The sequence below is a fragment of the Paraburkholderia sp. GAS448 genome (genome assembly GCF_050435685.1).
Classification (GTDB): Bacteria; Pseudomonadota; Gammaproteobacteria; order Burkholderiales; family Burkholderiaceae; genus Paraburkholderia.
This window is the reverse complement of the sequence record NZ_JBNDKT010000017.1, coordinates 152,259-177,977: the sequence shown is the minus strand read 5'-3', so window position 1 is coordinate 177,977 and position 25,719 is coordinate 152,259. Positions and strand designations below refer to the sequence as shown.

Below are 25,719 nucleotides of genomic sequence, written 5' to 3'. Positions count from 1 at the left end.
CCCGGAAAAGATCAAGCTGTTGCTGGAGGGCATTACCTTCAAGGACGGCGAACCGGTGCAAGACGATCGTCCGGTTCAGCAGAAACTCGCCGCTTCAAATCGATGGCCATCAAATCGCTCATACACCAGACTTGACCGTATCTCGCAACGACGGTTTGGTTGTGGACTGCGGTCTATATTCGGACTAAAATCAGTCCGATACGTGCTCATTGCAGGACTACACCATGAAATTCTCGTCCCAGATCAAGCCGATCAGTTACCTCAAAAGTCATGCTGCGCAGATTGTCAGCGAGATTGCGGAGAGTCGCCAGCCACTGCTGATTACGCAGAATGGCGAAGCGAAACTGGTGGTCATGGACGTGCATAGCTATGAGGAACAGGAACAGACCATGGCGCTCCTGAAAATTCTCGCGATGGGTTCGAAGGAAATCCAGCAAGGAAAATTCAGGGCCGCTGAGGACGTCTTCGCCGATCTGGACCGGGCCGAATGACGCATCGGGTTGTCATCCTCGAGTCTGCGGAAGACGACATTCGCGAGATCCGGCGCTATGTCGTCAGCCAGTTCGGGCAGATCACCTGGAGCCAGACTTACTCGACACTCAAACAGACAATTCGCCGGTTGGCCGATTTCCCCGATTCCGGCAGTCGGGTCGACGAGTTGCGTGAACTCAATATGACACAGTTTCGGCAGGCAATCTCCGGCTCGAACCGGGTGATTTATCAGATTGCAGACGAGATGGTCTATGTCCACATTGTGTGCGATTCGCGCATGGATCTCATGTCCCTGCTTCACCGGCGGCTACTTCGATCTACCTAGGTTGCTCTATACGGGGAAGCGCCCTATCCTGTCCGCTCAAAATTTCGCAGTTTGGGCGCCTTCGGGCCACTTTAAAAGTGCCAGTAGCGGCCGGAGCAGATTTCGCAAACGCCGTTCAAAGAAACGATATACGGTAATTTCTCAGGAGTCCGAAGGCGTCTTTTAATACCGGGCCCCGGTCATGCCTCCAATCGAATTGGCGAGCCGGCCAAACAACGACATCAATGCCCCTCGCCAACGCGTGAGCGCAGGCAACGACGATGCCATATTCGTGGAACATGCGCTGGTCGATAGCGATCTCGTAGCCGTGGGCCGGACTGGCCCTGTCAAGCATCAACTGCCTGGCTGGCCAATGGTGATCTGGTTGGTGACCGAGGTGACGCCCGCCACCCCCTTCGCCACCTGGGTTGCCCGGGCCGCCTGCTCGCTGTCAGGCGCGTTGCCGGTCAGCGTCACGACCCCGTTCCTGGCAAGCACGACAATTCCCTCCGGGTTGATGCCCTTCGTCTTCGCCAATGCTCGACGCACGTCGTTCTCCAGCTTGTGATTCGCATGTCTCTTCGCCTTGGAGCTCGGTGGCGCGGCCATTGAGGCGACCACTGGTGCTGATGCCGTTCGACCAGTATCACTGGCCTGACCGTACGCGCTGCATGCGACTACCACCGCGAGGACACCACTCGCCTGCCTGATAGCGTTGATCGCTTTCATACTGTTTCTCCCTGGTAGTGTGCTGAGCAGTGTGCAGAAAGTCTGAAGGCAGAAAGGTCTAAGGATAAGGGTCGCCACGGTGCAAGTTGGTCGATGTGGAGTCGTCAATCTGCCCTCGGGAGGGCGCACACCTCGGCCACAAGCAAGCGTAGTACGAACCAGCGGTCAGCGGAAGCACTGATCGCCGGCGATCGGGACCCGATGAAGTCTTTGTTGCCCGCGCCGTTCGCGCACTGGCTCGAACGATATGCGATGAGCGAGTGAAGTGCCTACCGCTTGCCACGCGTGATACAGCACTGTTCCGCCGCATAGACTCGACTATTCCTGCAGCGGGGGAGGACTTTCATCCCCCTCGCCGTGGTGATTTAGCGTCGGAATTGGCGCCTGGTCTGGTGAATATTGCCACCCGTAGAGTGCCAGTCTATTCGGCAAAATATGGCAATTCCACGCCTTCCGTGACGCAATGTTCCTTGACTCTACCCGGCCCTCTTTATTCGCCCGGAAGCAGGCCGCCTGTTTGAGTGCCAGAACCATCCGGACCCTTCTGCCTCAGCGCTTCTGAAGGCGATATTCGTGCTGGCGACGGGCGATGCCCAACGATTTGGCGGCCTTCGAAACGACCTGGCTTACACACGAACGACCGCCAGGCTTGTAGCGCGAGTTGGTCGATACCGACAGCTTCGTGCTGACCGCCTCCCGGCGAATCTCGCGGCCTGGCGCGCCCGTATCGAAGGCGATGGCCAGGTGTCGTTTTCCCGTACTGAACCCTCGCTTGATCCGACACGCCGACAGGCCGAGGGTCGCGCTCACAGCGGCGGATCGCGTGTCAGACGTCATATATCTGGCGCGCCCATACCAGTTCACGCCGATGGCGATGAATCCGCGCTGTGGCATTCCCTACGGAACCGGCAAACGCTTCGCGCCTGAGGTGGTGACGTCGATGAACGAGGCCGCGATGCTGTTCGCTGCGCGGGTGCCGGGCCAACCCATCGAGCTGGTCGGCTATTCGGGAGTCGGGGCGCAGGCCGTGCTGATCGCGGCGCGCCGAACCGACATCGCTTCAATCCACGGTAGCCGTCAATCTTGACGACGAGTTCGTCAACCGCCTGCGCGGCGTGTCGTCCGGTTGCAATCGGAGAACGCGATAGACTTCGCGAACCTTCTGCGGCGCTTGCACTGCACTGCAGCGTGAACTGATCGCTGGGCATTCGCACGGCGACGTCTCCGTCGGCGAACGTCTGGTCAGCATGCGTCATGACGCCGATGACATCGTAAAACTGGAGATGGCAGCGGTTGGCGAAGTGGCCAGGCAACCGCTGACGCAACTCGCCTCGGCATATCGCATCTGGTGTACTGCAGCATGCGCCACAACCGTGCTGAGTGCTTCGCAAATAGCCGGTTGGCATGTTATAAGCCCAAGACAGTGTTTTTTCACCATCACCTGAGAAATCGTCATGGAGGATATTCGATGAGGTTGTTCCGCAACAACAAATCGTCCGTGAGCGGACTTGCGCTGGTCGCACTCGTCTCTGTTTCAAGCGGTTTTCTGAAAACCACACCGGCCTTTGCGAAGGCCCCTGCCAAAGCGCAACCAGCCATTCTCACCGCATCGGCAATCGCGGTTGCCGACAAGTACAGCGCCGATGCAGCAGAGAAAATCTTCAAGGAAGGCGGCAATGCCGTTGATGCCGCAGTTGCGATTGCCTTACGCTTGCCGTGACATACCCGGAAGCGGGCAACATCGGTGGCGGCGGTTTCATGACGCTTTATGTCGATGGCAAGCCTTACTTCCTCGACTACCGCGAGCGCGCCCCGCTATCCGCCACGAAGAACATGTACCTGGACGACCAGGGCAATGTCATCAAGGGTATGAGCCTGTCCGGCTATCGAGCCGTCGGCGTGCCGGGTACCGTCGAAGGGATGTGGGAAGCGCAGCGCCGGTTCGGCAAGCTGAAATGGAAGCAGGTACTCGCGCCGGCGATCGGGTACGCACGTAACGGCTTCGAAGTCAGCGAGCAGTTGCAACAGCGTCGCGATGACGCTGCCAAAGACTTCGCGGGCAAGACCAACTTCGATACCTACTTCGGTAATCTGAAGCAGGGGGTCAACTTCAAGCAACCCGATCTCGCTGCAGTGCTGACGCGCATCTCGGATCAGGGAGCGAAAGACTTCTACGACGGCAAAACAGCCGACCTGATCGCCGCATCGATGCGCGGTCACGGTCTGATCACAAAGCGCGACCTGCAGGAGTACAAGGCGGTCTGGCGTCAACCGGTTCAGGCAGACTGGGACGGCTATCGTGTCATTACCGCGCCGCCGCCGAGTTCGGGCGGTATCGGTCTCGTGCAGTTGCTGAAGATGGAGGCCGACATCGCGCCTGATTTCAAGGACGTATCGCTTAATTCGCCGCAGTACGTGCACCTTGTCGCGGAAATCGAAAAGCGCGTATTCGCCGATCGCGCGCAATACCTGGGCGATCCGGACTTCTACAAGGTGCCCGTCGCGCAACTGACCGACGATGCCTACATCGCCAAACGCGCGGCCGAGGTGAACCCGAATACGCCGTCGGATACGAAGAGCGTGCAACCAGGCCTTGGTACGTCGATGCCCGAGAAGGCTGAAACGACGCACTTCTCGGTGATCGACAAATGGGGTAACGCGGTATCAAATACGTACACGATCAACGGCTACTTTGGATCAGGCGTGGTCGCGGACGGCACAGGCATCGTGCTAAACGACGAAATGGACGACTTCTCCGCGAAGCCGGGTGTGGCGAACATGTTCGGTGTGGTCGGTAGCGATGCGAATTCGATCGAACCGAAGAAGCGCCCGCTCTCGTCGATGACGCCCACCATCCTGACCAAAGACGGCAAGGTGTCGCTCGTGATCGGCACACCTGGCGGTTCGCGCATATTTACGTCGATCTTCCAGGTGATCAACAATGTCTACGACTACAACATGCCGTTGCCAGAAGCCGTGGCCGTCATGCGCTTCCATCACCAGTTGCTGCCGCCGAACACGATCTTCTGGGAACCGTACAAACCGATCGAAGGTGAACTCGCCAGCCAGATCGAAGCTAAGGGTTATGTGCTGAAGGGGCAGGATTTCAGCGGCGACATCCAGGCGATCAAGGTCAACGGCGATACGCCGGAAGCCGCTGCCGACCCGCGAGGCCGAGGTGTGACGCGGGTGATTCAGTGAGCGTTTGAAGTAGCGTCGGCGCCGCGCGTTGCGAAAAGGGGGAGCAGCAAAAAGCGATGCGGGCATTGCGCAAGTGGCGCGCGATGCCCGTCTTCTTCGAGCGCAGCAGCCGGCTGGACAAGGTCGCGCTGGCACCGCTTGTCCGCACGGCGCTCGACTCGTGCCTGGTGCAGCGTGGACTGCCGGTCACGCCGTCGCGCTGGCAGCCGCCCCCCTCTTCTGGCCAGCCTCACTGGTGACACGACGCACGGACGACCGGTCAGTGAATCGCAGCGCTCGCCGCACCAATGCAGGCCCGCTCCAACTTTTACTTCCGCAACGCCTCTACTTTCACTTCATCCCAAGATGCAGCGCATGATTAGCGCCTGTATGCCTGCCTGATGCTGCAACTTTCCGATTAGCAACGCCGCAAATCGCGGCAATCTGAGGCTTTAAAGTCGCCATAAAAGGAGATTGGGCCATGACAACGCCAAACGTTGAAACCGATGTTTCCACCGCGAGCGGATGGCGTTTCAAACTCGGGGTAGGTATCTTCGGCTTCACTTTCGCGTTGTGGCTACTCATCCCGCTCGCGGCTTCCCTGGGGACACCCGCTGCGCGCATGGCGGCACTGACGGGTACGATTTTCGTCGCCAACAAGGTCCTGCAGCTAGCCAGCATTGCGGTTATGGGCAAGGCCGGCTTTCAGCAACTCAAGGCGATCGTTTCCGGCCATGCAAAACGTCTGGCACCCAGCAAAACTGTCGGTCCCATCCGTCACGCCGTCGGCCTGGTGATGTTCTGCCTGCCACTCGTCTGGGCGATGCTTGGGCCTTATGCTGACCAGTTCTGGACAGGTCTAAGGTCGAATATCTGGCAGCTTCAGGTGCTCGGTGATTTGCTGCTGATAGCGAGCTTCTTCGTGCTCGGCGGGGATTTCTGGACGAAAGTCCGCGCTCTATTCATCCGCACGGCATAGGCGCCCAGCTCGAGTGACACCGCCAGCACGACCTCTTCGGAATGCGTCGGGTAGGCCTGATCTGTGCGCATGATGTTCTCCTTGTAGCAAGGTTCGACTGACTGATTTTATCGATCAGTTCGTCGGCAGATCTCCTGCTTACATAGGATCTAAAACATTCATCGCGCCGACCCTTCCGAATCTGACCCAATCGGGTTGCTGACCGGGCCAACAAGACGAATTGCAGCAAGTCAAACGACGCATAGTCAACGATCTTGCTTCGTCGGTCGAATGTCGTGTTCTGGCTGATTTGGGCCGAGGTGATCACCTGGCATTGTTAAAATGGTTCGGATGAACCCCCTCAACAGCAGCGAGTGCGAGACATGCTGACTTCCTATTTCTGGAGTGGCGACGCCATCCGCAGTCGGCGCGTGAGTGACATCGTGCTATCAGGCACGGTTGACGTGCCTGTGCCCCCTGCACGTCTGCTTGCAGATTGGGAAAGGGAGACATCGTCTCGCCTGGTCCTGGAGCCCGGGGACGTCGAGGCAATGCCTTTGGCGCGAGCGCGGATGCGCTGGCCGGACTACACGCGCTGCGTGCAGGCAGTGTCCGATTGGACGTGCGCGCTTGGACTGCCCGCGGTGCTTGCCTCCAGTGACGTAGCCCTCATGGCCTGCCGCGGCGCGAAGTACCATCATGACGGTGCGCAATATGGCGGTGCGGCCTTTTGCAATCTCTTCCTGAGCGAGGACAGGGGTCTGGACTTGCATTTTCCCTCTTTGGGCCATCGCATTCCCCTGACGCGGGGAACGGTTGTGATATTCGATACTGGCCAGCCTCATGGCGTCATTCAGCGCAGCAGCAATGGTTTTAATGTGGCCGACTTCGCGCCGGACCAGGATTGCATCCAGATATTCCTGACCTGGGAACTTCCCATCGAAGATGCCCATGTTGGGCACGCACTTAAGGTTGCCTTCGACATCGCCCCTTCGACCGCGTTGCAACTCGATGCAGAGCAAGTCTGGCTGAACGGCGCACCGGCCATCGTGTGCCCAGATTCTGGTCGATGGTGCCCGGTTGACTAATCGTCGGGCTCACACCGTGATGTTGCCCTAACAGGGTGGACAGGCTCATGTTCAGCGAATCTGCCTATCGCGTGCTCCGCGCGGATCGTCGCCGGCGACCCGGTAGCCTGCATGGAAGCGATTGCGGCACACTACCGGGGCAAGGCCACCCCTTCCGCTTATAGACCAGCTGGCGAATCGGAGATTCGCAGTGCGAGCGGATGAGGCTAATTCAGTATATAAACTCGATATGAAAACCCTCTTCCATTGATTGAATCAGACCGCCGACGCCTGGTCGAGCAGCGACTGATGCCTTGCGTTATAAGACTCGTGTACGGCTGGGAGACCCCGCGCGCGCCGCAAGAACACCACCCAGCGCGCCCCCGATGTGGCTTTGCCACGACACGCCAGGATATAGCGGCAGCACGCCGAACAGCATGCTCAGGCCGTAGCTGCTTGCGACGAACAGCGCCACGAGTATCGAGACGATGTTGCGCGTGTAGTAGCCCCGGGCAACCAGGTAGCCGGCATAGCCAAACACCAGTCCGCTCGCCCCGATGTGCACCGAGTGGGGCGCACCGAGCAGCCACGCGCAGAGACCCGCACCCAGCATCGCGCCAGCGGTTGCCTGCCAGAAGCTGGATATGCGCGGCCACAAGCACAGCCAGCCCAGGACGAGCAGCCCGCTTGTGTTGGCGGTGATGTGCCCGAGGCTCGCATGCAGCCATGGGGCAAATAGAATGCCTTGCAGGCCGCCGAGCGAGCGCGGCACGACACCGTGCCCGTTCAGATTCAGGAACGGCAATGCGGCCGACAGGAAGAACACTGCCCACATCGAGCCGACGAAAAGCGCGAGCAGCACGACTCGCGCCTTCAACTGCGCGCGCATTGAGCCCACAGCGGAAGTCGCGCCAGCGAGCCGTATCGCAGGTTGCGGCATAACGAGTTACTCCGGACGGTGTGCGCGAGTTTTGCTCACAAACTGGGCGGGCAGCGTCGCGTCGAAATGGTGCACGCCTCGTGAGACACTGGTGCTTGCTACAGGAGGGTACTTCTTTGACGTCCATACGGGAAGTTCAGGCCGGCCCTTCTTCGCAGCCAACCGGGTTCGGGCAAGAAGCGCCATCCCAGCAGCAGCAACGCGAGCAGCGCCGGACACCACCGCAGATCGGTAGCCACGAGCTCGCGGTGAGCGAGCCGCGTGTCAAGCATGGCGTCGCGCAAGGACGCCGGGGTCACGAGGCGCCGGTAGTAAAAGCCGATCCGTCCGGCCACCGATGCCAGGTAACCTCCGCGCAGTTCGGATAATTCTTCGTGGCTTTCGATTGGCGTATTCGAGCCCGGCACCGGTGGAACCTGTATGACGTCCTCGGCGCGCCAATATCCAACCCGGTTGCCGTTCGCATCGGTTCTCGGAATGGCGGCTGGCTGATCACCGCCCACCCCAATCAACCAACCCCTGACCTGACCGCGCGCGATATCCCACACGCGCTCGTCCGACGGCGGCACCGGCGGTGCTTCCTGGCCATCCGTGAAGAAAATGACCGCGGCCCCCTGGCCGACGCTCTGCGCCGTGCGTACCGCCGAGTAGACCCCGCCTTCGGCAATACGGCTCCAGTTGGTCCAACGCATACGCCCATCGATGCTGTCGAGCGAAGACAGCAGGGCATCGTAGTTATCGCAGACTTCGATCGGCGGCAGCAACAGCAGGGTACGCTGGCCGGTGAACACACTCCAGCCGACTTTCGAGCCGCACGGCAATTGCCCCAGCGTGTCGCGCATCGCGGCACGCGCGAAGTTCAGCCGGCTCGTGGGCACATCGCCCAGACTGACGTCCTCAACGTCCATGCTCTGCGTAATGTCGAAGGTGACGATGTAGCTGAACGTATTGCGCGGCAGCGTCACGCGGGGCATTCCGATCGCGACGATCAGCAATAGCAGTGCCACTGTGATCGCCCAGTGTCGTCGCTCGAAGAGGCCACACATCAATCTGGCAACGTTCACGGCAGGTCCTCACTTTTTGCGCCTCGCACCGTCACGTTATGCTGTGACTGGACGTCAGGCTCACTGGATCCGTAGTTCGTCTCCGGGGCGAGCCACAGGGCTCGTTCGAGGTTGTAGCGGGCGTCCCAGTCGTCCGGCGAGACGCGCAGCAACGCACGATAGCGTTCCTTCGCCTGCTCGAGCATCGGGAGCGACTTGATCAAACCAGCTGCGCCGCCTTCGGTCGCCTGTCGGAGATACATGTTGCCGAGATCAAACAGCGCCGCGCGCTCGATGGCGCCGTTCCCGCCGTTCTGAATCAGGCCATCAAAGCGTTTCTGTGCATCGGCGTAGGCGCCTGCCTTCGACAGGGCCACGGCGAGCGCGAGCCGCACCTCGGGAGCGTCGTCGACCTCTCCTCTTTCGTGTGGCTTGTCGCCCGTACCGGCCGAAATGCTGGCGACAGTCTGGGCGACGGATCGTACGTGCACGAGGCGTGCCCAGTCATAGCCTGCTACCGCGGCACAGGCGAGCGCAATCGCCCCGAACGCGATGTGGATCGAAGCGCGCCTCATGACCAGCTCCGCACCTGGACGAGCCGCAATGCCAGCAGCAGTGCGCAGCAGAGCAGCGCTGCGGCGAAACAATACGGGCTGCGATCCTGCCGCGGCAGGCGTTCGACCAGTGACACGCGAGCTTTCTGCTGCCGGTTGATCTCGGCCATGGCGGCCGCCATCGCGTGCGCATCGCCGGCCTGGTAGAGCCGGTAAGGCGTGTTCAACGTGAGGAAGTAACGGTGCAGTTCGGCTTCCGCCGATGACTCGTCTGAAGAGGTCAAAGCGTTCAGATCGGGACTGTAGGCGCCGCTGCGCAGGTAGATGAAATAGAGTGCGATCTGGTCACGCACAAGTCCGCGTTTGATCTCCTGGCGTGCGTGGACGCCGAGCCGCGCTCCGCCATCGGACACCAGGACGATCGCGCGCCGGCCCGAATACTGGCGCCCGTCGAACTGCCCGATTGCCGCAAGCAGCCCGCGGTCGAGTTGCGTGTCGGGCATGCCGCGGCCGAAGGCCGTGCCCGCGATCGCCTCCTGGATGATCCGGTGATTCGGTGTGAACGGCACGACGGGGATGGGGCTGATACCGAACATCATGAACGCGAGGCGATCGTCGGGCCGCCCGTCGACGAACCGGGTCAGCGCGTGGCGCGCCACTTCGTTTTTCGACGCGCCCGCCGATTCGACGACGGGCTTAGCGCCCATGACGTCGTCCATGCTTGAACTGCGATCCATCAGGATCAGGATTTCAGCACCGCTCCCCACACGCAGCACCTGCAGGTGTGAGCGCCCGGGGCCTGCCAGACCGGCGACGATACCCAGCATCGCCAGCACGGCACATCCGCGCCACAGCAATCCGACGGCCCGACCGACCGGATCGACCGGCAGCCATGCGACATGGGCAAAAACAAGCGTGTCGCTGCGCCGCGGCAGTAACGGCAAGAGTGCCAGCGGCAGCATCAGCAGCATCCAGGGTTGGGCGAAATCGATGGGTACGGTCATCACTGCTGGCGCTTTTCCGCGCGATAGAGCTTGCGGCAAAGGTCGAGCAAGGGAAAGCGCGAGTTCGCCGGTGCGGCCGCGAAGAAGCGTTCGGCCGAATGTCGGTAGAAATGTTCGAGTTGCGGATGCAGCGGCCGCAAATGAGGCGCACGGGCGAACAGACTCGACAGCGAGCTGGCATGCACGACCTGCCCCGCCGTCTCGTTCAGCGCGCGATGCAGGCAGAGCCACGCATCCGCGTCCGCATCGATGTCCGGCGCCTCTAAGCGTTGCATCTGCCGCCATGCGCGGGCAAATGGCAGTCGGGCCGCTTCGCGCTGGTTGCGCCACTGCCACCAGCCCAGCCACGTCAGCAAGGTCATCGCCAACAGGCCGAGCGCCCAACCGATTCGCCGCCGGATCGGTGCGAGTTGCACCAGGGGGGCCTCCCGGTCTGGCCGCAAGTCCTGCAGGTCACCCTTACCGAAAGCGGCCCTGGATGTCAGAGGACCGACGCTGACGGGCCATTCTGCGACTTGCAGCACCGCGCCCGACTCCGACGTCAATGTCAGCGCGGGGAGCGCAATTTCGGTGAGCGTCTGTGGCGCGTTGGTGATCTGGTAGTCGATGACCAGCCATCGACGGCCTTCGGCATCGCTTTCGAGCCGAGCGGGCCGCCGCTCCAGCCAGATGCCAATGCGGCCGACCGACGGCAACGCCACCGCTCCCACATCGCGACCACCGGACTTCAGGAGAACCCGTTGCGTCAGCACATCACCCAGCACATAACCGAATGCCCGTGGCTGCTCAACGCTTGCCGGGATGACCGGAGCGGCAATGGCCCCGACGGCCGATGTGAGTACAACGACGAACATCGTCGCGATAACCGCATCCCAAAGCGAACCGGGCCTCCAGCCAGTCGGACGGGTGCATGGCCTCATACGATCGCCTCCAGAAAATAGCGCGACAGGGCTTCAGCGCCGAAAGCGCCCTCCAGATAGAACGGCCGAATACCGCGCTTGCCGAACAAGCCGTCGATATCCGCGCGCCTGTTCGCAACGGCGTCCCGCCACTGCCGGCGAATGCTGCCGCGCAGCCATAACGTGCGACGCGCACCGGACTCGATATCGTTGACCGCCAGCAGCGAACCCGCCGCGGGCGGCTCGATTTCGGCGGCGTCCCAGACGACCATCGGCACGACGCTCGCATGAATCAACATGTCGAGAACAGCGGGTAGCCGATCCAGCGGCCAGTGAAAATCGGAAACGAGGAAGACGAGGCCTTGTTGGCCGGCGAGTCTGGACACCGCCCGTTCCAGCCCTTCGATGCCACCGCCCCTGCCCGGGGTGTCCGCGGATTCGCGCAGCGCCGCCGCCATCACGTCGCCGACGCCCCGACCGTACCGCGCCGGCCTGAAGAGATCGTCGCGCCGGTCGGCATCAAAAGCCAGCATGCCCACCTTGTCGCCGACACGAAACGCGCTGTATCCCAGCGCCTCGACGAAATCCGCGACGACATGCAACTTCGGCTTGTGCAGACCAAAGTGCATCGACGCGGAAACGTCAACCACTACGTTGACCGGCACCGCGACGCGTTGCCGGTGGATCCGCACGAGCCACTCGTGCCGCGGTGAGCGAATGCTGGCCAGCAGATCCAGCCGGCGCGGATCGGGATGGTCGAAGAGACGCCCGTACCACGCGAATTCCTGACCGGCGCCGAAGCTTGAGCCGGGATGCGAACCTGGCCGGAATCCGCTGGCTCGCCCCGGCAATCGGTAGTGAAATTCAAGGTGCCCGTTCATCGCGTCAGGGTACAGCGACCTTTTGCATGATCTGCGCCATCAGCGCCTCCGCGAGTTCCTGCCGGCGCAGTTCATAGATGGGCGTGAAGAACACCCGATGGCCGAGCGCAGGCAGAAGCACCGCGTGAATGTCCTCAGGTATCAGGTGCAAACGGCCGGCGAACCAGGCGATGACCCGGGCCGCGCGCAACAGCGCGCTCATGCCGCGGGGGCTCGCGCCCATGAGGACCAGGCGCTCCATGTCGACGCCGTCGAGCTTGATGTCGAAGCGCTGCGGGGTTTCGGTCGCCTGCCAGATGTTCAGCACGTAGCGTTCGATTGTCTCGCTCGCGCTCACCCTCCGCTGGATGGCGGCGCCGACGGCATTTAACTGCCCCCATTCCACGATCGCCGGTGTGACCTGTTCCAGCAGCGTTTCGACGTCGTGAAAGGCCGGATCAAAGACCAGAGCGCGCCGTACGTCGGGATCGATCGGTGTGGGCATATTCAACTCGAACAGGAAGCGGTCGCGCGCGGCCGACGCCAGTTCGAAAGTTTCTTCTTTCTCTACCTTGTTTCTATCGGCGAACACCGTCATGTGGGGAAAGCGGTATTCGCGGTCGAATGCCGAGACTGAGCGCTCCGCCATCGCGCGCAGCAGCAGCGACTGGACTTGCGGGCGAGCCCGGTTGATTTCGTTGAAGAAGAACGTGGTCAGGCGTTCGCCGTGGCGCAGCAGCGGACCGGGATCGATTCGCGGTTTGCCCTCGGCATCGACGTACGTGTGATACACGAGATCCCCCGGCATCAGATCGATCGTGCCCTCGACCCGCTCGAAGTCCCCACCGATTGCGCGCGCGAATGCGCGCAACACCGTCGTCTTGCCGACCCCGACGCCACCCTCCAGCAACACATGACCGCGGGCGAACAGGGCTACGTTGATGAGGCGTATGGTTGGTCGTTGGCCGATCACCCCCCTCGCAACGTCGTCTTCCAACTGCAACGCATCGCGATGCCAATCCTGGAGTTGTTCTTCGGAAGTCATCGATTCAGTTCCTCCCAAGCCGGCACGCGAGATACCGCACGCGTCGTGAGCCGGGCGAGACAATCGTCACCGCCTGCTGCGACGCCGATCGATGTACCCACGACCATACATTCCCGCGCAAAGTGAGACGGCTCGATTCCAACGTACACGACCCGCGGGGATGCGACCGCGATCGACGCCAGCAGGCGTAAAGGCATTATTTGTGCCGAACACGCATGACCTGGATTGAGCGCCATTCCGGCCCGGGGACCGTTGGAATACCGATCAAGCCGACCGTGGCTTGTACGCGGTATCGCGCCAAACTGTCACAGCGCGGAAAGTACATTGTGTGTCACTACGGACGGCCTTGGATCAGCCAAACCGCTGACTTCGCTGCCCATGCGTCAATTGATGTATATCCTGGCCTGCCGTCAGGCATACGCCCTGGCGGATTCGCCGGTCGGTCTGGCGGCCTGTTTCCTCGACCACGACCACTTCGGTCCGATCGTCTGGCGGTGTTTGAAGCTTGAAAGGATCTTCATATGAGATCGACTCGAATCATGGCGGCGGCGCTGATCGTCGGAAGCGGTTTGGCGCACTTTGCACAGGCGCCGCGCCGTTTTCTCGAACATAGATGTGTCACACACGTCCTTCAAAGCCCAGCAGAACGTTGACTGCATTGATCCCAATCTCATCGACCATGTATCCGCCCTCCATCACAAACAGTGTGGGGACGTCGAAACCCGCGATGATTTCGCCGATGCGCAGGTAGTCTGGCGTGCGCAGACGGAAATGACTGATGGGGTCGTGTTCGAACGTGTCGACACCCAGAGAAATGACCAGCGCGTCGGGGGCATGTCGCCCGATCGTGGCGCCGGCGCGATGCAGCGCTGCCTCGTATTCATTGATGGCTGTTCCCTTCGGCAGAGGCAAATTCAGATTGAATCCGTCTCCTGCGCCCATGCCCCGCTCGTTGGCATACCCCGAAAAATACGGATATGAAACGCGTGGGTCGCCATGGATCGATACGAACAGCACGTCGGATCGATCGTAAAAGATGTCCTGTGTGCCGTTGCCATGATGGAAATCGATGTCGAGAATTGCGACGCGCCTGGCCCCGCGATTGATGCAATGCTGCGCAGCGATCGCGGCGTTGTTCAGATAGCAATAGCCACCCATGTACTCGCGTCCAGCATGATGCCCGGGCGGGCGGCACAGCCCGAATGCGGCACGCGCACCATCGCATACCGCGTCCATGCCGGTCAGCGCCGTGTTGGCACTCGAGCAGACCGCATCCCAGGTACCCGAGTTGATCGGCGAACCGGCATCCATCGAGAAAAAGCCGAGCTTGCCATCGATGAATTGCGGCATTTCATTACCCGGCAACCCGCGCACGGGCCAAACGAGGGGAAGCGCCTGACAATTGCGACCGGTAGCGGACCATTCCTTCCATGCTCCTGCCAGGAAGTCGATGTACCGCTGGCTGTGCGCGCCGACGTAACTTGAGGGTGCAAAGGACTTCGGGCTGTTCACATCACCCAGCCCCGTTGCCTTAACCCGCGCGAGCACAGTCTCGGCACGGAGAGGTTTTTCGAACGATTCGGAGATCGCGCCGTCCTTGAGTTCGACGCCGTGATGCAGGCGGTGATCGCTGCTGTAGATGGTCAGCATGGTTGGCTACGCCGTGGAAGGTAGCCAACAGCCTATCGACGCACCGACGCAATAATTTTGCTTTCGGTTGCGTCAAAGCCTACAATTTTGGAAAAACTGCCTATCAAACATACAAGATGAGCACAAACCGCCCAAAGGTCGAGATGGATACTGTGGATCGCTCAATGCTGCGTCTTCTGCAGGAAGATGGTGCGCTGTCGAATGCGGCCCTCGGCGAGAAGCTTTCGCTCAGCGTGACGCCTTGCTGGAGACGCCGCAAACTCCTGGAAGACCAGGGTGTGATTACCGGATATCAGGCGAACATCGACCGGCGCTCGATCGGTCTCAACCTTCTTGCGTTTGTGCATGTCAGGTTTAACATCCACTCGGACAAGACGGCCGACAACTTCGAGGCCGTCATTCGCAATCGCCCCGAGGTGCTCTCTTGCCACAAGATCACGGGCGACGCGGACTATATCCTGCAGGTTGTCGCCGCCGATCTGGATGCCTACGGTGATTTCGTCGAGCGCGTACTGAGACGGCAGGCCGGCATCGCTTCGATACAGTCCAGCCTCGCGCTACGCGAAGTGAAGTTTTCGTCACGTTTTCCAATTACTGACGGAACCTGAGTGCTTCCTCTTCCACGCGAATTTCCAGTTCACGTGCAATCTGCGCCTTGGGGTTCTCGCCAAGCGCCGCCAGTCGCACGGCCTCCAGCTTGAATTCCCGGCTATACCGCTTGTAGTCTTTGCGTTCCATGAGTCACCTCGCAGAGCTTGTATGCCCCTTTCAAGGTGTCCACCAAACGTGGGTAAGATCAAACTCTACCTCGTGAGGCGACTCCGCCGGCCAGAGCCCCATACCGCGCGAGCGGTTTAGTCCTCCGACCTCAAGCCGACCGAGAGGCAACCCAAATTTGGTCAGCCAAAGGTAGCTGCCTGGTTGCCAGACTCATCGTCAAGTTGATGACCTGAAAACTAACATTGCGAACTCAGCGTCGCGAAATTACTCGCGTCTAAAGCTGAGAATAGCCCTTCCTATTGGATTTCCTGGTACTAACGGATTCGGCATCCAGGCCGTACTGACGTCGAGCGTGTCTCCATCAAGCTTGTAGAATCGTTCCTGCTCACTGCCGTTCCAGGCTTCATTCCAAGATGAGTCAATCTTTGTAATGAACTTATCCTTTTCTACCCGATACCGTCCTGTATAGGCCATCACAGTGCGGAAGAGTGCCACCACCTTCTCATCTGTGTTCCCTGGCTCCCGCGCCTTTGCGGTAACCAGTACCATCATTCGCCCATCAGAGCCGAAGATAAGGTACCCGTTCGGGTCGGCGCCCCAAGGTTGAGTGCGCTCGTTTGAATCCTGAAGTTCAGTATTAAAAGAAATCAACCGCCAGCAACCGTGGAGTTCAGTGTCGCGCTCAGTCATATTTCCTCCCGTAGCACCGCCAAAGCATCCTTAAATCCTCATTGCTCTTACTGCCCGTTCCAAATTTGCCCGCACAATCACGCGATGAAACGGCGCAATCGTCGCAAGATAGATTCGCCCCAGTCTGTTATGGCAATGCACCACCGTGCCAGCGAGCAGCTCTCGCCCATTTGCCGCATCGGCGCGAAGTTGGATGGTGGCGCGGAAGTCGAGATGCCGGTCGTCCGCGCCCACTACCAACTCCGTCGCGCTCTTTGACAGCAGCGGTAAGTAGCCGATAACCGGCCCACGCGCCGCTGCGGCAAGACCGACGGCGCGAGACGATTTGACGCCGACTGTCACCATCACCACATCGCGGACACGCGTGAGCGCACGAATCCACCACGCCTGCCGCTCGAACGCGGCGCGTGCCAACACCTCTAGATCATCGCTGGCCTCCGCCGGCAGTCGAATTGCAAAGGCGTCCAAAAGGTCCGCGCCCGCGTAAAGCGGCGCAAGCACGCTGTTGCCAGGCATGGGCACGGCGCGCGCTTTGGTCAAGGTAGTGTTCCGGGGTTGGTTCATGGTGTTCAGCAGTCTGGTCGTGTCAGCGGCTCATCGATGTGGGCGACCATCGTCAAAGTGATCGCAGGGTCATAAGCGATCTGCCCGGCGCGCCGGAGCGCCTGCAGACGCTCCCTGATGGTCTCGTCCACACTTCCCGCGACAGAGGCGCCGGCGCGACGACGGCTGATCCTGCTCGCGGCCACACACACCACACTGTCAGCCAGGATGGCATCGAGCCGCTGCGGGACGGTCTTCACGAGGCGAAGGATCATGCGTCGAGTGCGCCGTGGTCGATTGCCATATCTCGATCAATGGGTTGCCGCGAGTATGCCCGAAAGCGGACGGCCACGACAGGCTGCTGGTGGCCGGACCCGGTCCGAAACCGAACCGGCAAGATGGACCACCCTCGGTCGCGATGCATCCGGTTCTGGCTGCTGACCGCTCGGGATCGTGAACAGTAACCTGTGCAAAGTAAGTCGACGTCGCTTCCCTTCCAAGTGAAGCCATGCGCACGGTCAAGATGCCGCGAATGCAGCGGCCACCGCAGGCAGTTTCATCGCTGAAACGCTTTCGCTGAAATCCGCTGCTCGCTGGAGAGCCATCGCCCCGTTCCGCGCTCCGATAACCATGGCCCGGTTGTTGCTTGGTCATTGACGTGCAAGCGCCCCACGCCTTACAGAAGCAGGTCGCCAGGCTGGAAACTCCTGGCGGATGGGGACGCTCCCTAGACTGAGTCGTTCAAAGTTCTCGGGCCTGGAGGCAACGCCGAAGATTCACGCTGCAGCTTGGCCTGCCGCCTCGTCCGGTCGTTAATCACCTGATGGCGCCGGTGGTCGGTCATCTTCTTCCATCCTCGGATTTCATCGAGGGTACGAAAACATCCAACGCACAATCTGGTCTTGCCATCGAAGGGGCACACATCGATGCACGGTGACTTGACGGCCACGGGTCAGGCCGCCGCATGTGAAGGCTGCACCTCAACGGTGACATGTGACAGCCCCTTGAAGCCCTTGAGCGCTGCATGATAGAAGCGCGAGTCCCGCTGGGGTTCACCTGTTGCCACTGACACCACGGCACTCATGTGGCCTGGACCCACCCGCCACACGTGCAAGTCGACAACCTGGTCGCCACGGTCCTCGATAGCATGACGCACGTTCTCTGCCATGCGCCGGTCAGGACTCATGTCGAGAAGGATTGCGCCAGTGTCACGCATCAAGCCGTACGACCAGTTCGCAATCACCAGTGCGCCGATGACGCCCGCCAGCGGGTCCATCCACAGCCAGCCGAACGCGCGCGCCAGCACCAGACCGATGATTGCCAGCACGGAGACCGCCGCGTCAGCCATGACGTGGATGTACGCCGACCGGATGTTGTGGTCCCGGGTCGCTGCATCATGCACGTCGTGGCCGTGCTCATGCTCTTCGAACTCGACTTCATGCTCGCCGTCCGGCATCCGCACGATGGCCTTGAAGGCGTGTGGTTCAGGGATGTCTTCCTTCGATTCGAGATAGCCACCACGGTCCGCGAAAGCGAATACCTGTTGCGTCCCATCAGGCCGTACGGTCGTTACAGATACTGTCGACGCGTCCAGTGGCGAAGTCGCCGCTGCTGGCGCAATGCGGAAAACGGGCGACACACCGTCCTCGAAAATGGAGACGGCAAACACGCCGGACGGGGCGAAAATCTTCTGCACCTCTTCTTCGTGAGCGTGCTCGTCATCACCATGAGCGTGCCCATGGCTATGTCCGTGACTGTGTCCGTGATGATCGCCGCTCAGCAGCCAAACGCTCGCCAGGTTGACCAGCAGGCCGATCACCGCGATGGGAATCGCTTCGCCGAAATGAATCGGCACTGGCGACAGAAAACGCGACACAGCTTCGTACCCTATCAGCACTGCAATCATGGCAAGCACGATGGCACTTGTGAATCCCGCGAGGTCGCCAAGCTTGCCGGTACCGAACACGAAGCGGGGGTCGGCAGCGTGTTTGCGCGCGTAGGTGTACGCGAGGGCCGCAATCAGCATCGCTCCAGCATGCGTCGACATGTGCAGACCGTCGGCAACAAGCGCCAGCGACCCGAACATACTCCCACCGACGATTTCAACCAGCATCATCGCGCTGCACAGTGCAATCACCGCCCAGGTCTTGCGCTCGTTCTCCTCATGGGCCGCGCCCAGAAAGATGTGGTCATGTCCGGCGCCAAACGCGGCGTCTTTGAAATCACTCATTTTCTGCTCTACTTGAAATAGCTGTGAACGACTTCGATGAGCTGGTCAGTCGCGCTGCCGGCCGACTCTTCGTGGGTTTCGGCATCGACGAGATGGGTGCGGATATGGTCCTCGAGCACAACGGCCAGCAGGCCATTCATCGCGCCGCGGCAGCTGGTTATCTGCTGCAGCACGTCGATGCACCCCTGCTCTTCCTCGAGCGCGCGCTCGATGGCTTCCACTTGCCCCTTGATGCGGCGGACGCGGTTGAGCAGCTTCTGTTTCTCGCGAATGGTGTGACTCATTGATGACCTCCGATATACCGTGGGGGAGTATATATCAAATAGGGTGGGGGGGTATACCACACGCTACTATCGAAGGCTTATTGAAAGGGATTGGGCGCGTTAGACTCTGTTTCGCCTTTTGGGGAGTAGCCTTCCTTCCGCCCCGGAAGGAGAGCGCGTCAAGATACTCGGCCTGCGGCCGTGGCGCGCACGACCGGTTCGGTTTGGCGAGACTTCACAACCAACTTCTCCCTGCGACGGGAGAATAAAAAAGAGGAAGAGCTGGCGCTCCTCCTCTCTCATGGCGCCTTAAGCGGCGTCGATCAATCATAGAGCACAGCGGCGATCTTGGGATCTTTCATATTGCTCTTGTCGTACCAGTAGAAGCCCGTGTCGACTTTCGTGGGCAGCTTCTCGCCCTTCAGCGCCTTCACCGCCGAGTCGACGACGCATTTGCCGATGCCGACCGGGTTCTGCGTTATGGCACCGAACATCAGTCCCGAATTGATGTCCTCCTTTTGCTCCTTGCCGGAGTCGAAGCCAATCAGGACGAGTTTTTTGCCCGACTCCCTGACGCCGATCGCTGCACCTACCGCCGAGCCTTCATTAGCGCCGAAAATGCCCTTGATATTGGGGTTGCCCTGGATCATCGCCTTGGCGATCTCGGCTGACTTCAGATGGTCGCCACCGCCATATTGGAGCGAGACGATTTTGATGTTCGGATGCTTCGTCTTCATCTGGTTGAGAAAGCCGTCGCGGCGAGCGATGCCGGTGCGGCTGGTCTGGTCGTGCACGATCACGCCCACTTCACCGGAATTGCCGATCGCCTCGGCCATCTTGTCGGCGGCGAGTGCGGCGGCGGCAAGATTGTCCGTTGCACAGGTTGTCAGTGGAATGTCGCTATCGACGCCAGAGTCGAAAGCGATAACGGGTATGTTGCTGGCCTGCGCCCTCTTCAGGAGCGGAACGGCCGCCTTGCTGTCGAGCGCGGCGATGCCGATCGCCTGGGGCTTCTTGGCAAGCGCGGCCGAGAGCATGTCGATCTGCTTATCGACCATAGCCTCGGTTTCCGGGCCCTCGAAGGTGATCCTCACGTTCTGGGCCTGCGCCGATTGTTCAGCGCCGGATTTGACGGCTTGCCAAAACTGGTGCTGAAATCCTTTCGAGATCAGCGGGATATAGGGTTCATCCGCGTGCGTAAGAGTCGTCCCGCCGACGAGCACGCCGACACCGATCGCGACACCGATAAGTTTTCTTTTCAACATGGTGTTTCTCCTCCTAAGTTGGGCCATCAACCTTCAGCCGTTGCGGGAGCCATCGGGCGCTCCTTTTTTGATTTTGTCCTGTGCAGGGTCAACTCTTCTTGCGTCGCAGGATATCGGCATAGACCGCAAGAATGATGATGAGGCCCGTCACCACGATCTGCCATTCCTGAGCGACGGACATGATGCGCAGGCCGTTGGTCAACACGCTCATGATAAAAGCGCCGATGATCGTGCCCAGAATCGTGCCCGAACCACCGCTGAGTGAGGTGCCTCCGATGACGACGGCGGCGATTGCCTCAAGCTCATAGCCCTGGCCGAGCGCCGGCTGGGCCGAATTCAGACGCGAGGCGATGAGCAGTCCGGCGACACCGCAAATCGCACCGCTCAGGCCGTAAATAGCGATCTTCCAGCGATCGACATTCACGCCGGAGAGGCGCACGGCTTCTTCATTGCTGCCGAGCGCGAAGGTATAGCGGCCGAGCGCTGTGCGATTGAGTGTGATCGAACTCGCGACCGCGAGGAAGAACAGAATCAGAACCGCGTTGGGAATGGGAACGCCCGGCAGCACGTGACCGATCAGCGAATCCTGCGAGATCATGTAGAAGTTTTCGGTGTCGGTGAAATAGATCGGCTTGTCGGCCGAGACAACGAGCGAAAGCCCTTTCAAAAGCATCATCATGCCCAACGTGGCGATGAAGGGCGGGATCTTCAATTTCGCCGTCAGGGTTCCTGAAGTCATTCCGCAGAGTGCGCCCGTCCCAATCGCAGCGACGACCCCTGCCCCCATCGGCAGGTGCCAATTGGTGAGAAACACGCCGCAAATGACCGCCGTAAAGGTCATCAGCGTGCCGACGGACAAATCGATGCCGCCCGTGATGATGACGAATGTGCAGGCGATCGCCAGAACGCCGTTGACCGCGGTCGCCTGCAGAATGCCGAGGATATTGTCCATCTGCATGAAGGCGGGCGAGGCGAAACTGAAAAAGGCCAGCAGCAGGATCAGGCTCGCGAAGGCGAGCAGCTTTTGCAGGGCGGTCGGCGCGAAGACGCGAGCCCTCAAGCCAGAGGCCCGTCTCTCATTAGCCAGCGCCGCAGTATCAGATGGCTGTGTCATGTATTTGACCTCTTGAGGCTTACGCCGCTTTCAAGGATTCGCGCTGCGTCGCAAGTTGCATGATGCGTTCTTGCGTCGCTTCGCGGGCGGAGAGTTCGCCGGTGATACGACCCTCGCACATCACAACGATGCGATCGCTCATGCGCAGGATTTCCGGCAGTTCCGACGAGATCATCACGATCGCCTTGCCTTGCCCGGCGAGCGAGCGCAAAAGCTTGTAGATTTCGCTCTTGGCGCCGACATCGATGCCACGGGTCGGCTCGTCGAAGAAGAGCACATCACAGTTGCGCTCAAGCCATTTTGCAATGACGATCTTCTGCTGATTGCCGCCTGAGAGAAGCCGTACCGGCTGCGCCGCGGAGGGTGTACGAATGGCGAGCAGATTGATGAAATGGGAAGCTGTCTTGCGTATCTGTGCGCGGCGCAGGAAAAAATTCAGCGACAGGAATTTGCCCAGGTTGGACATCACGATGTTCGACTCGACGTCCATTCCGGTCGCAAGGCCGAACCGCTTCCGGTCTTCCGAGAGATAACCGATACCGCGTGCCACCGCGTCGCTCGGCCTCCTGATCGCTGCATTCACGCCTTTCACCAGAATCTCGCCGGATTCGATCGGGTCGGCACCGAACACCGCGCGGGCGACCTCGGTGCGACCCGCACCCATCAAGCCGGCAAAGCCCAATATTTCGCCTTTGCGCAGCGTGAAGCTCACGTCCCTGACCAGCGGGCCGGCGTTGAGATGTTTTACCTCGAGCGCGACCTCGCCCCTGTCTGTGGCGCCCTGAAAAGGTGCGACGTCGGTCAACGTTCTTCCGACCATCATGCCGATGATCGCTTCGACGCTCGTGTCCCTGGCGGCGACGGTGGCCACATATTCGCCGTCACGAAGCACGGTGACCCTGTCGGCAATCTGCTTCAGTTCATCCATCTTGTGTGAAATGTAGATAACTCCGACGCCCCGCTCCTTCAACTGGCGGATGATGCGAAAGAGCTCGGCGATTTCGGCGTCGTTCAGCGCGGAGGTCGGCTCATCCATGATCAGGACGCGCGAATCGAAAGATAAAGCCTTGGCGATCTCGACCATCTGCTGGCTGGCGACGGTAAGCGCGCCGACCATGGCGCGCGGGTCGAGATGCACATGCATGCGGGCGAGAATGTCGCGTGCTTGCGCGTTGAGCTTGTCTTCGTCGAGGAGCAGGCCCAGGCGTCCGCGCGGCTCGCGGCCGATGAAAATATTCTGCGCGACGGTCAAATGATTCATCAACTGCAATTCCTGATGAATGATGCCGACACCCATGGCCTGCGCGTCACGCGGGCTCAGGAACTCAACTGGCTGGCCGTCATAAAGAATTTCGCCCGAATCCCGGGTGTATACGCCTGCGAGTATTTTCATCAGCGTCGACTTACCGGCGCCGTTCTCGCCCATCAACGCGTGGACTTCGCCAGCCATGAGCTCGAACTGGACCTCATGAAGCGCCCTCACGCCGGGAAAGCTCTTGCTGAGCTTATTGACGGAAACGAGCGGGATCATGGTGCGGATACGACGACAATTGCGCGACGTCCGCTGGCCTCATCGAACAAGCGAGCCAGAAAGGCACAGGGCGTACGCCGCCATTCAGAACTGAAAGCGCAACGAGAAGCCAGACACATTGCCAAAGCCCCTTTAATCCAACGTGCAGCGATCCTGAGATGCTGCACAACAGTGGTTCAGTTCACGCATTCCTCATCGTGTGCGGCGGCAGAAAAGCGTGTACATCACACACGGTTAAATGTCGCCCGCCGCCGATTGCGGTCGGCGTGGGTCACTATGGTTCGAAAAGATCCGACCTTTCGCTCGCAGACCGGTGCAACTCGGCGACGACCTGATCGAGATGGTCATGCATCGCTTTCGCAGCCGCGTCGGCCTTGCAGCTGCGAATGGCTTCGAAAATACTCTCGTGCTCCTCGAGCGTGTGGACAAGCCGCTCAGGACTCGCCAGCAATTGCCTGGCGCGATCCAGCGCGTTGCGCGACACCACAACGATTTCCTTCACTCGCGGCAGATTGATCGAGTCAAAGAGGATCTCGTGAAAGGCCAGATCCAGTACATGAAATCTCAGGCGTTGGCCACTCGTGACCGCTTCGCGCTGCTGATCGAGATTGAGAGCCAATGCCTCTAGCGTCGCACTATCACGCATGAGCGTGACAGTGCGCACAGTTTCGACTTCGAGCGCACTGCGTATGAACAGATGCTGACGGATGTCCTCAAGGGAGATCGGTTTGACGCGCGTGCCGCGCTGCGGCAACACTTCGACAAGGCCGGCGTGCGCAAGCCTTGCCAATGCGGCGGAAACCGGAAAGCGCGATACGCCCATCCGTTCACAGACCGCCAGCTTGTCGATCATCATTCCGGGTTCCAGCACCAACGTCACAATCGCTTCTCTCAGCGCCTGTTCGACCGCGTCGGTCAGACTGCCTCGTTCGCCGCCCTTGATCTTTTGCAATGCACCATACGGGCTGCTGGCGGCATTCGCTACGACGGATGAAGAGCTCACGGCGCGCTTGATTTACATTGAAGATGCTAGCATGCTAGGAAGTGGATTCAGCGTTGTCAACGCGGGCGAATACTTAGAGGGCCGCCGGTATGTAAGCGCATGTTGCAATCGCATGCACGAGGCCGATCTATCTTCGTTCGCAGGCGGAAGTCGATAATCATCGCCCTCGGAGGGTGCAAAGATGACCACGATCACAAGGCTGTCCGTTCGGGACATTCGCTTTCCCACCTCGCGTTCACTCGACGGCTCTGATGCGATGAACGCCGCACCGGATTACTCCGCCACCTACGTGACGCTCGAAACCGATTCGTCGGAGACGCTCACGGGCCACGGCCTTACCTTCACGATCGGGCGCGGCAACGAGATCTGCGTGAGCGCTGTACAGGCGCTCGCCCCGTTGATCGTTGGCAGGACCCTCGAGGATATCGCCGCGAACATGGGCGCTTTCTGGCGCGCGTTGACGTCGGACAGCCAGTTGCGCTGGATCGGTCCGGACAAGGGCGCCATTCATCTGGCGACGGCGGCCGTCGTGAATGCCACCTGGGACCTGTGGGCAAAAGCGGAAGGCAAACCGGTGTGGAAGCTGCTCGTCGACATGAGTCCGGAAGAACTCGTGCGTTGTCTCGACTTCCGCTATGTGACCGATGCAATTACACCTCATGAAGCCATCGCGATGTTGCACCGCCACAGGCAGACCAGGCGCGAGCGCGAAGAGGAAATGCTCGCTCACGGCTATCCGGCCTATACGACCTCGGCCGGCTGGCTCGGCTACGATGACGACAAGATTCGCCGGCTCGCACGTGAAGGCGTCGCTCAGGGCTGGACGCACTTCAAACAGAAGGTGGGCGGCAATCTCGAAGAAGATGCGCGCCGAGCCCGCATTCTGCGTGAAGAACTCGGCGGAAACCTGAAGCTGATGATGGATGCGAACCAGGTGTGGGATGTCGATGAAGCGGTCGCGCACATGCGGCGCCTGGCGGAATTTGATCCGTGGTGGATCGAGGAACCCACGAGTCCCGACGACATTCTCGGCCACGCGGCCATCCGGCAGCGGCTCCGGCCCATTGGCGTCGCGACGGGCGAGCATTGCCATAACCGCGTGATGTTCAAGCAACTGCTGCAGGCACACGCAATCGACTTTTGTCAGGTGGATAGCTGCCGCCTGGGCGGTTTGAACGAGGTGATCGTCGTCCTGCTGATGGCGGCGAAATACGGCGTACCGGTGTGTCCGCACGCGGGCGGCGTCGGCTTGTGCGAGTATGTCCAGCACATTTCGCTTTTCGACTATATCTGCGTGTCGGCTTCGCTAGAAAACCGGGTGCTCGAATATGTGGATCATCTGCATGAGCATTTCGTCGATCCTGTTCTGATCCGCAACGGCCGTTACATGCCACCGCAACGTCCCGGCTATAGCATCGAAATGCATGCGGCATCGCTTGATCAGTATCGCTTTCCTGAGGGTCCGGTCTGGCGACACTAAAACAGTCCACAGCAGGAGCGCGGCCGCCCCCGGCTAACGAGGCTGTCGGCCGCAACTTCCACCCCTCTCGCTTCATCTACGAATGTTATGAAGTCTTCGGTCGCACAAGCGGCTTTCAGTTCGTCGGCACATTGGGGCGTTCCCGGCCGTGGCGG

Annotated in this window: 29 protein-coding genes, 1 pseudogene and 1 riboswitch; of the genes and pseudogenes, 9 read left to right on the top strand and 21 right to left on the bottom strand. The window is 60.3% G+C overall.

What is annotated here, in order from left to right:
- Positions 1-224 precede the first annotated feature (224 nt).
- Positions 225-491 (top strand): type II toxin-antitoxin system Phd/YefM family antitoxin, encoded by a 267-nt coding sequence (locus P3T23_RS27935; protein ID WP_429319320.1) that lies wholly within the window; start codon positions 225-227, stop codon positions 489-491.
- On the top strand, positions 488-817 hold the full coding sequence (locus P3T23_RS27930) for a type II toxin-antitoxin system RelE/ParE family toxin (protein ID WP_429319319.1): 330 nt from the start codon (positions 488-490) through the stop codon (positions 815-817). The genes P3T23_RS27935 and P3T23_RS27930 overlap by 4 nt, the downstream gene beginning before the upstream one ends.
- 333 nt (positions 818-1,150) lie before the next feature.
- On the opposite strand, the gene P3T23_RS27925 is transcribed toward P3T23_RS27930, so the two are convergent.
- Both P3T23_RS27925 and P3T23_RS27920 read right to left on the bottom strand, forming a co-directional pair.
- Positions 1,151-1,405 (bottom strand): BON domain-containing protein, encoded by a 255-nt coding sequence (locus tag P3T23_RS27925; protein WP_429319334.1) that lies wholly within the window; start codon positions 1,403-1,405, stop codon positions 1,151-1,153.
- Positions 1,406-2,074: 669 nt separating this feature from the next.
- Positions 2,075-2,335 carry a hypothetical protein gene (locus tag P3T23_RS27920; protein ID WP_429319318.1) on the bottom strand — a complete coding sequence of 87 codons (261 nt, stop codon included), beginning with the start codon at positions 2,333-2,335 and terminating at the stop codon, positions 2,075-2,077.
- 13 nt (positions 2,336-2,348) lie between these two features.
- Here P3T23_RS27920 and P3T23_RS27915 point away from each other — a divergent pair, with 13 nt between their 5' ends.
- The 5 genes and pseudogenes from P3T23_RS27915 (at position 2,349) to P3T23_RS27895 (ending at position 6,751) form a co-directional block, all read left to right on the top strand.
- A complete protein-coding gene (locus tag P3T23_RS27915) occupies positions 2,349-2,612 on the top strand; it encodes a hypothetical protein (RefSeq protein ID WP_429319317.1) in 264 nt (87 codons plus the stop codon).
- Between the two features lie 381 nt (positions 2,613-2,993).
- A pseudogene (gene ggt, locus P3T23_RS27910) lies at positions 2,994-4,726 on the top strand (gamma-glutamyltransferase).
- A gap of 56 nt (positions 4,727-4,782) precedes the next feature.
- Positions 4,783-4,965 carry a hypothetical protein gene (locus tag P3T23_RS27905; RefSeq protein ID WP_429319336.1) on the top strand — a complete coding sequence of 61 codons (183 nt, stop codon included), beginning with the start codon at positions 4,783-4,785 and terminating at the stop codon, positions 4,963-4,965.
- Between the two features lie 221 nt (positions 4,966-5,186).
- Positions 5,187-5,684: a transporter suffix domain-containing protein gene (locus P3T23_RS27900; protein ID WP_429319316.1), complete on the top strand. Its 498-nt coding sequence runs from the start codon at positions 5,187-5,189 to the stop codon at positions 5,682-5,684.
- 362 nt (positions 5,685-6,046) lie between these two features.
- Positions 6,047-6,751 (top strand): hypothetical protein, encoded by a 705-nt coding sequence (locus P3T23_RS27895; protein ID WP_429319315.1) that lies wholly within the window; start codon positions 6,047-6,049, stop codon positions 6,749-6,751.
- Positions 6,752-7,049: 298 nt separating this feature from the next.
- On the opposite strand, the gene P3T23_RS27890 is transcribed toward P3T23_RS27895, so the two are convergent.
- The 8 genes from P3T23_RS27890 to P3T23_RS27855 all read right to left on the bottom strand — a co-directional run bounded on the left by P3T23_RS27890 (position 7,050) and on the right by P3T23_RS27855 (position 14,725).
- Positions 7,050-7,670, bottom strand: coding sequence for a rhomboid family intramembrane serine protease (locus P3T23_RS27890; protein WP_429319314.1), 621 nt, complete (start codon positions 7,668-7,670; stop codon positions 7,050-7,052).
- Positions 7,671-7,768: 98 nt separating this feature from the next.
- On the bottom strand, positions 7,769-8,716 hold the full coding sequence (locus P3T23_RS27885; protein WP_429319333.1) for an MxaL protein: 948 nt from the start codon (positions 8,714-8,716) through the stop codon (positions 7,769-7,771).
- Positions 8,717-8,730: 14 nt separating this feature from the next.
- Positions 8,731-9,288, bottom strand: a complete 558-nt coding sequence (locus tag P3T23_RS27880; RefSeq protein WP_429319313.1) for a tetratricopeptide repeat protein — start codon at positions 9,286-9,288, stop codon at positions 8,731-8,733.
- Positions 9,285-10,271 (bottom strand): vWA domain-containing protein, encoded by a 987-nt coding sequence (locus P3T23_RS27875; protein WP_429319332.1) that lies wholly within the window; start codon positions 10,269-10,271, stop codon positions 9,285-9,287. Before P3T23_RS27875 ends, P3T23_RS27880 begins: the two co-directional genes overlap by 4 nt.
- Positions 10,271-11,191, bottom strand: a complete 921-nt coding sequence (locus P3T23_RS27870) for a calcium incorporation protein MxaA (protein WP_429319312.1) — start codon at positions 11,189-11,191, stop codon at positions 10,271-10,273. Before P3T23_RS27870 ends, P3T23_RS27875 begins: the two co-directional genes overlap by 1 nt.
- A complete protein-coding gene (locus P3T23_RS27865; protein WP_429319311.1) occupies positions 11,188-12,051 on the bottom strand; it encodes an MxaS protein in 864 nt (287 codons plus the stop codon). The genes P3T23_RS27870 and P3T23_RS27865 overlap by 4 nt, the downstream gene beginning before the upstream one ends.
- Positions 12,052-12,055: 4 nt before the next feature.
- Positions 12,056-13,075: an AAA family ATPase gene (locus P3T23_RS27860; protein WP_429319310.1), complete on the bottom strand. Its 1,020-nt coding sequence runs from the start codon at positions 13,073-13,075 to the stop codon at positions 12,056-12,058.
- A gap of 618 nt (positions 13,076-13,693) precedes the next feature.
- Positions 13,694-14,725: a histone deacetylase family protein gene (locus P3T23_RS27855; RefSeq protein ID WP_429319309.1), complete on the bottom strand. Its 1,032-nt coding sequence runs from the start codon at positions 14,723-14,725 to the stop codon at positions 13,694-13,696.
- Positions 14,726-14,841: 116 nt separating this feature from the next.
- Between P3T23_RS27855 and P3T23_RS27850 the strand changes: the two genes are divergently transcribed.
- Positions 14,842-15,333, top strand: a complete 492-nt coding sequence (locus P3T23_RS27850; protein WP_429319331.1) for an Lrp/AsnC family transcriptional regulator — start codon at positions 14,842-14,844, stop codon at positions 15,331-15,333.
- On the opposite strand, the gene P3T23_RS27845 is transcribed toward P3T23_RS27850, so the two are convergent.
- The 11 genes from P3T23_RS27845 to P3T23_RS27795 form a co-directional block, all read right to left on the bottom strand.
- A complete protein-coding gene (locus P3T23_RS27845) occupies positions 15,317-15,463 on the bottom strand; it encodes a hypothetical protein (RefSeq protein WP_429319308.1) in 147 nt (48 codons plus the stop codon). The genes P3T23_RS27850 and P3T23_RS27845 overlap by 17 nt on opposite strands.
- 246 nt (positions 15,464-15,709) lie before the next feature.
- Complete coding sequence (locus tag P3T23_RS27840) at positions 15,710-16,135, bottom strand: lipocalin-like domain-containing protein (protein WP_429319307.1); 426 nt, start codon at positions 16,133-16,135, stop codon at positions 15,710-15,712.
- 30 nt (positions 16,136-16,165) lie between these two features.
- Positions 16,166-16,675, bottom strand: a complete 510-nt coding sequence (locus P3T23_RS27835) for a DUF2867 domain-containing protein (protein WP_175947768.1) — start codon at positions 16,673-16,675, stop codon at positions 16,166-16,168.
- A gap of 29 nt (positions 16,676-16,704) precedes the next feature.
- Complete coding sequence (locus P3T23_RS27830; protein ID WP_429319306.1) at positions 16,705-16,953, bottom strand: hypothetical protein; 249 nt, start codon at positions 16,951-16,953, stop codon at positions 16,705-16,707.
- A gap of 452 nt (positions 16,954-17,405) precedes the next feature.
- A complete protein-coding gene (locus tag P3T23_RS27825) occupies positions 17,406-17,627 on the bottom strand; it encodes a DUF1289 domain-containing protein (protein ID WP_429319305.1) in 222 nt (73 codons plus the stop codon).
- Positions 17,628-17,630: 3 nt separating this feature from the next.
- Positions 17,631-18,908, bottom strand: a complete 1,278-nt coding sequence (dmeF, locus tag P3T23_RS27820; RefSeq protein ID WP_429319304.1) for a CDF family Co(II)/Ni(II) efflux transporter DmeF — start codon at positions 18,906-18,908, stop codon at positions 17,631-17,633.
- Positions 18,909-18,916: 8 nt separating this feature from the next.
- Positions 18,917-19,192 carry a metal/formaldehyde-sensitive transcriptional repressor gene (locus tag P3T23_RS27815; RefSeq protein WP_429319303.1) on the bottom strand — a complete coding sequence of 92 codons (276 nt, stop codon included), beginning with the start codon at positions 19,190-19,192 and terminating at the stop codon, positions 18,917-18,919.
- 114 nt (positions 19,193-19,306) lie between these two features.
- A riboswitch (yybP-ykoY riboswitch) is annotated at positions 19,307-19,482 on the top strand.
- A gap of 12 nt (positions 19,483-19,494) precedes the next feature.
- Complete coding sequence (locus P3T23_RS27810) at positions 19,495-20,436, bottom strand: ABC transporter substrate-binding protein (RefSeq protein WP_429319302.1); 942 nt, start codon at positions 20,434-20,436, stop codon at positions 19,495-19,497.
- Between the two features lie 88 nt (positions 20,437-20,524).
- Positions 20,525-21,550: an ABC transporter permease gene (locus tag P3T23_RS27805; protein ID WP_429319301.1), complete on the bottom strand. Its 1,026-nt coding sequence runs from the start codon at positions 21,548-21,550 to the stop codon at positions 20,525-20,527.
- 19 nt (positions 21,551-21,569) lie between these two features.
- Entirely contained in the window at positions 21,570-23,081 is a 1,512-nt protein-coding gene (locus tag P3T23_RS27800; RefSeq protein WP_429319300.1) for a sugar ABC transporter ATP-binding protein, read from the bottom strand.
- Positions 23,082-23,355: 274 nt separating this feature from the next.
- Positions 23,356-24,084, bottom strand: a complete 729-nt coding sequence (locus tag P3T23_RS27795) for a GntR family transcriptional regulator (RefSeq protein WP_429319299.1) — start codon at positions 24,082-24,084, stop codon at positions 23,356-23,358.
- 181 nt (positions 24,085-24,265) lie between these two features.
- Between P3T23_RS27795 and P3T23_RS27790 the strand changes: the two genes are divergently transcribed.
- Entirely contained in the window at positions 24,266-25,564 is a 1,299-nt protein-coding gene (locus P3T23_RS27790) for an L-fuconate dehydratase (protein ID WP_429319298.1), read from the top strand.
- Positions 25,565-25,719 lie beyond the last annotated feature (155 nt).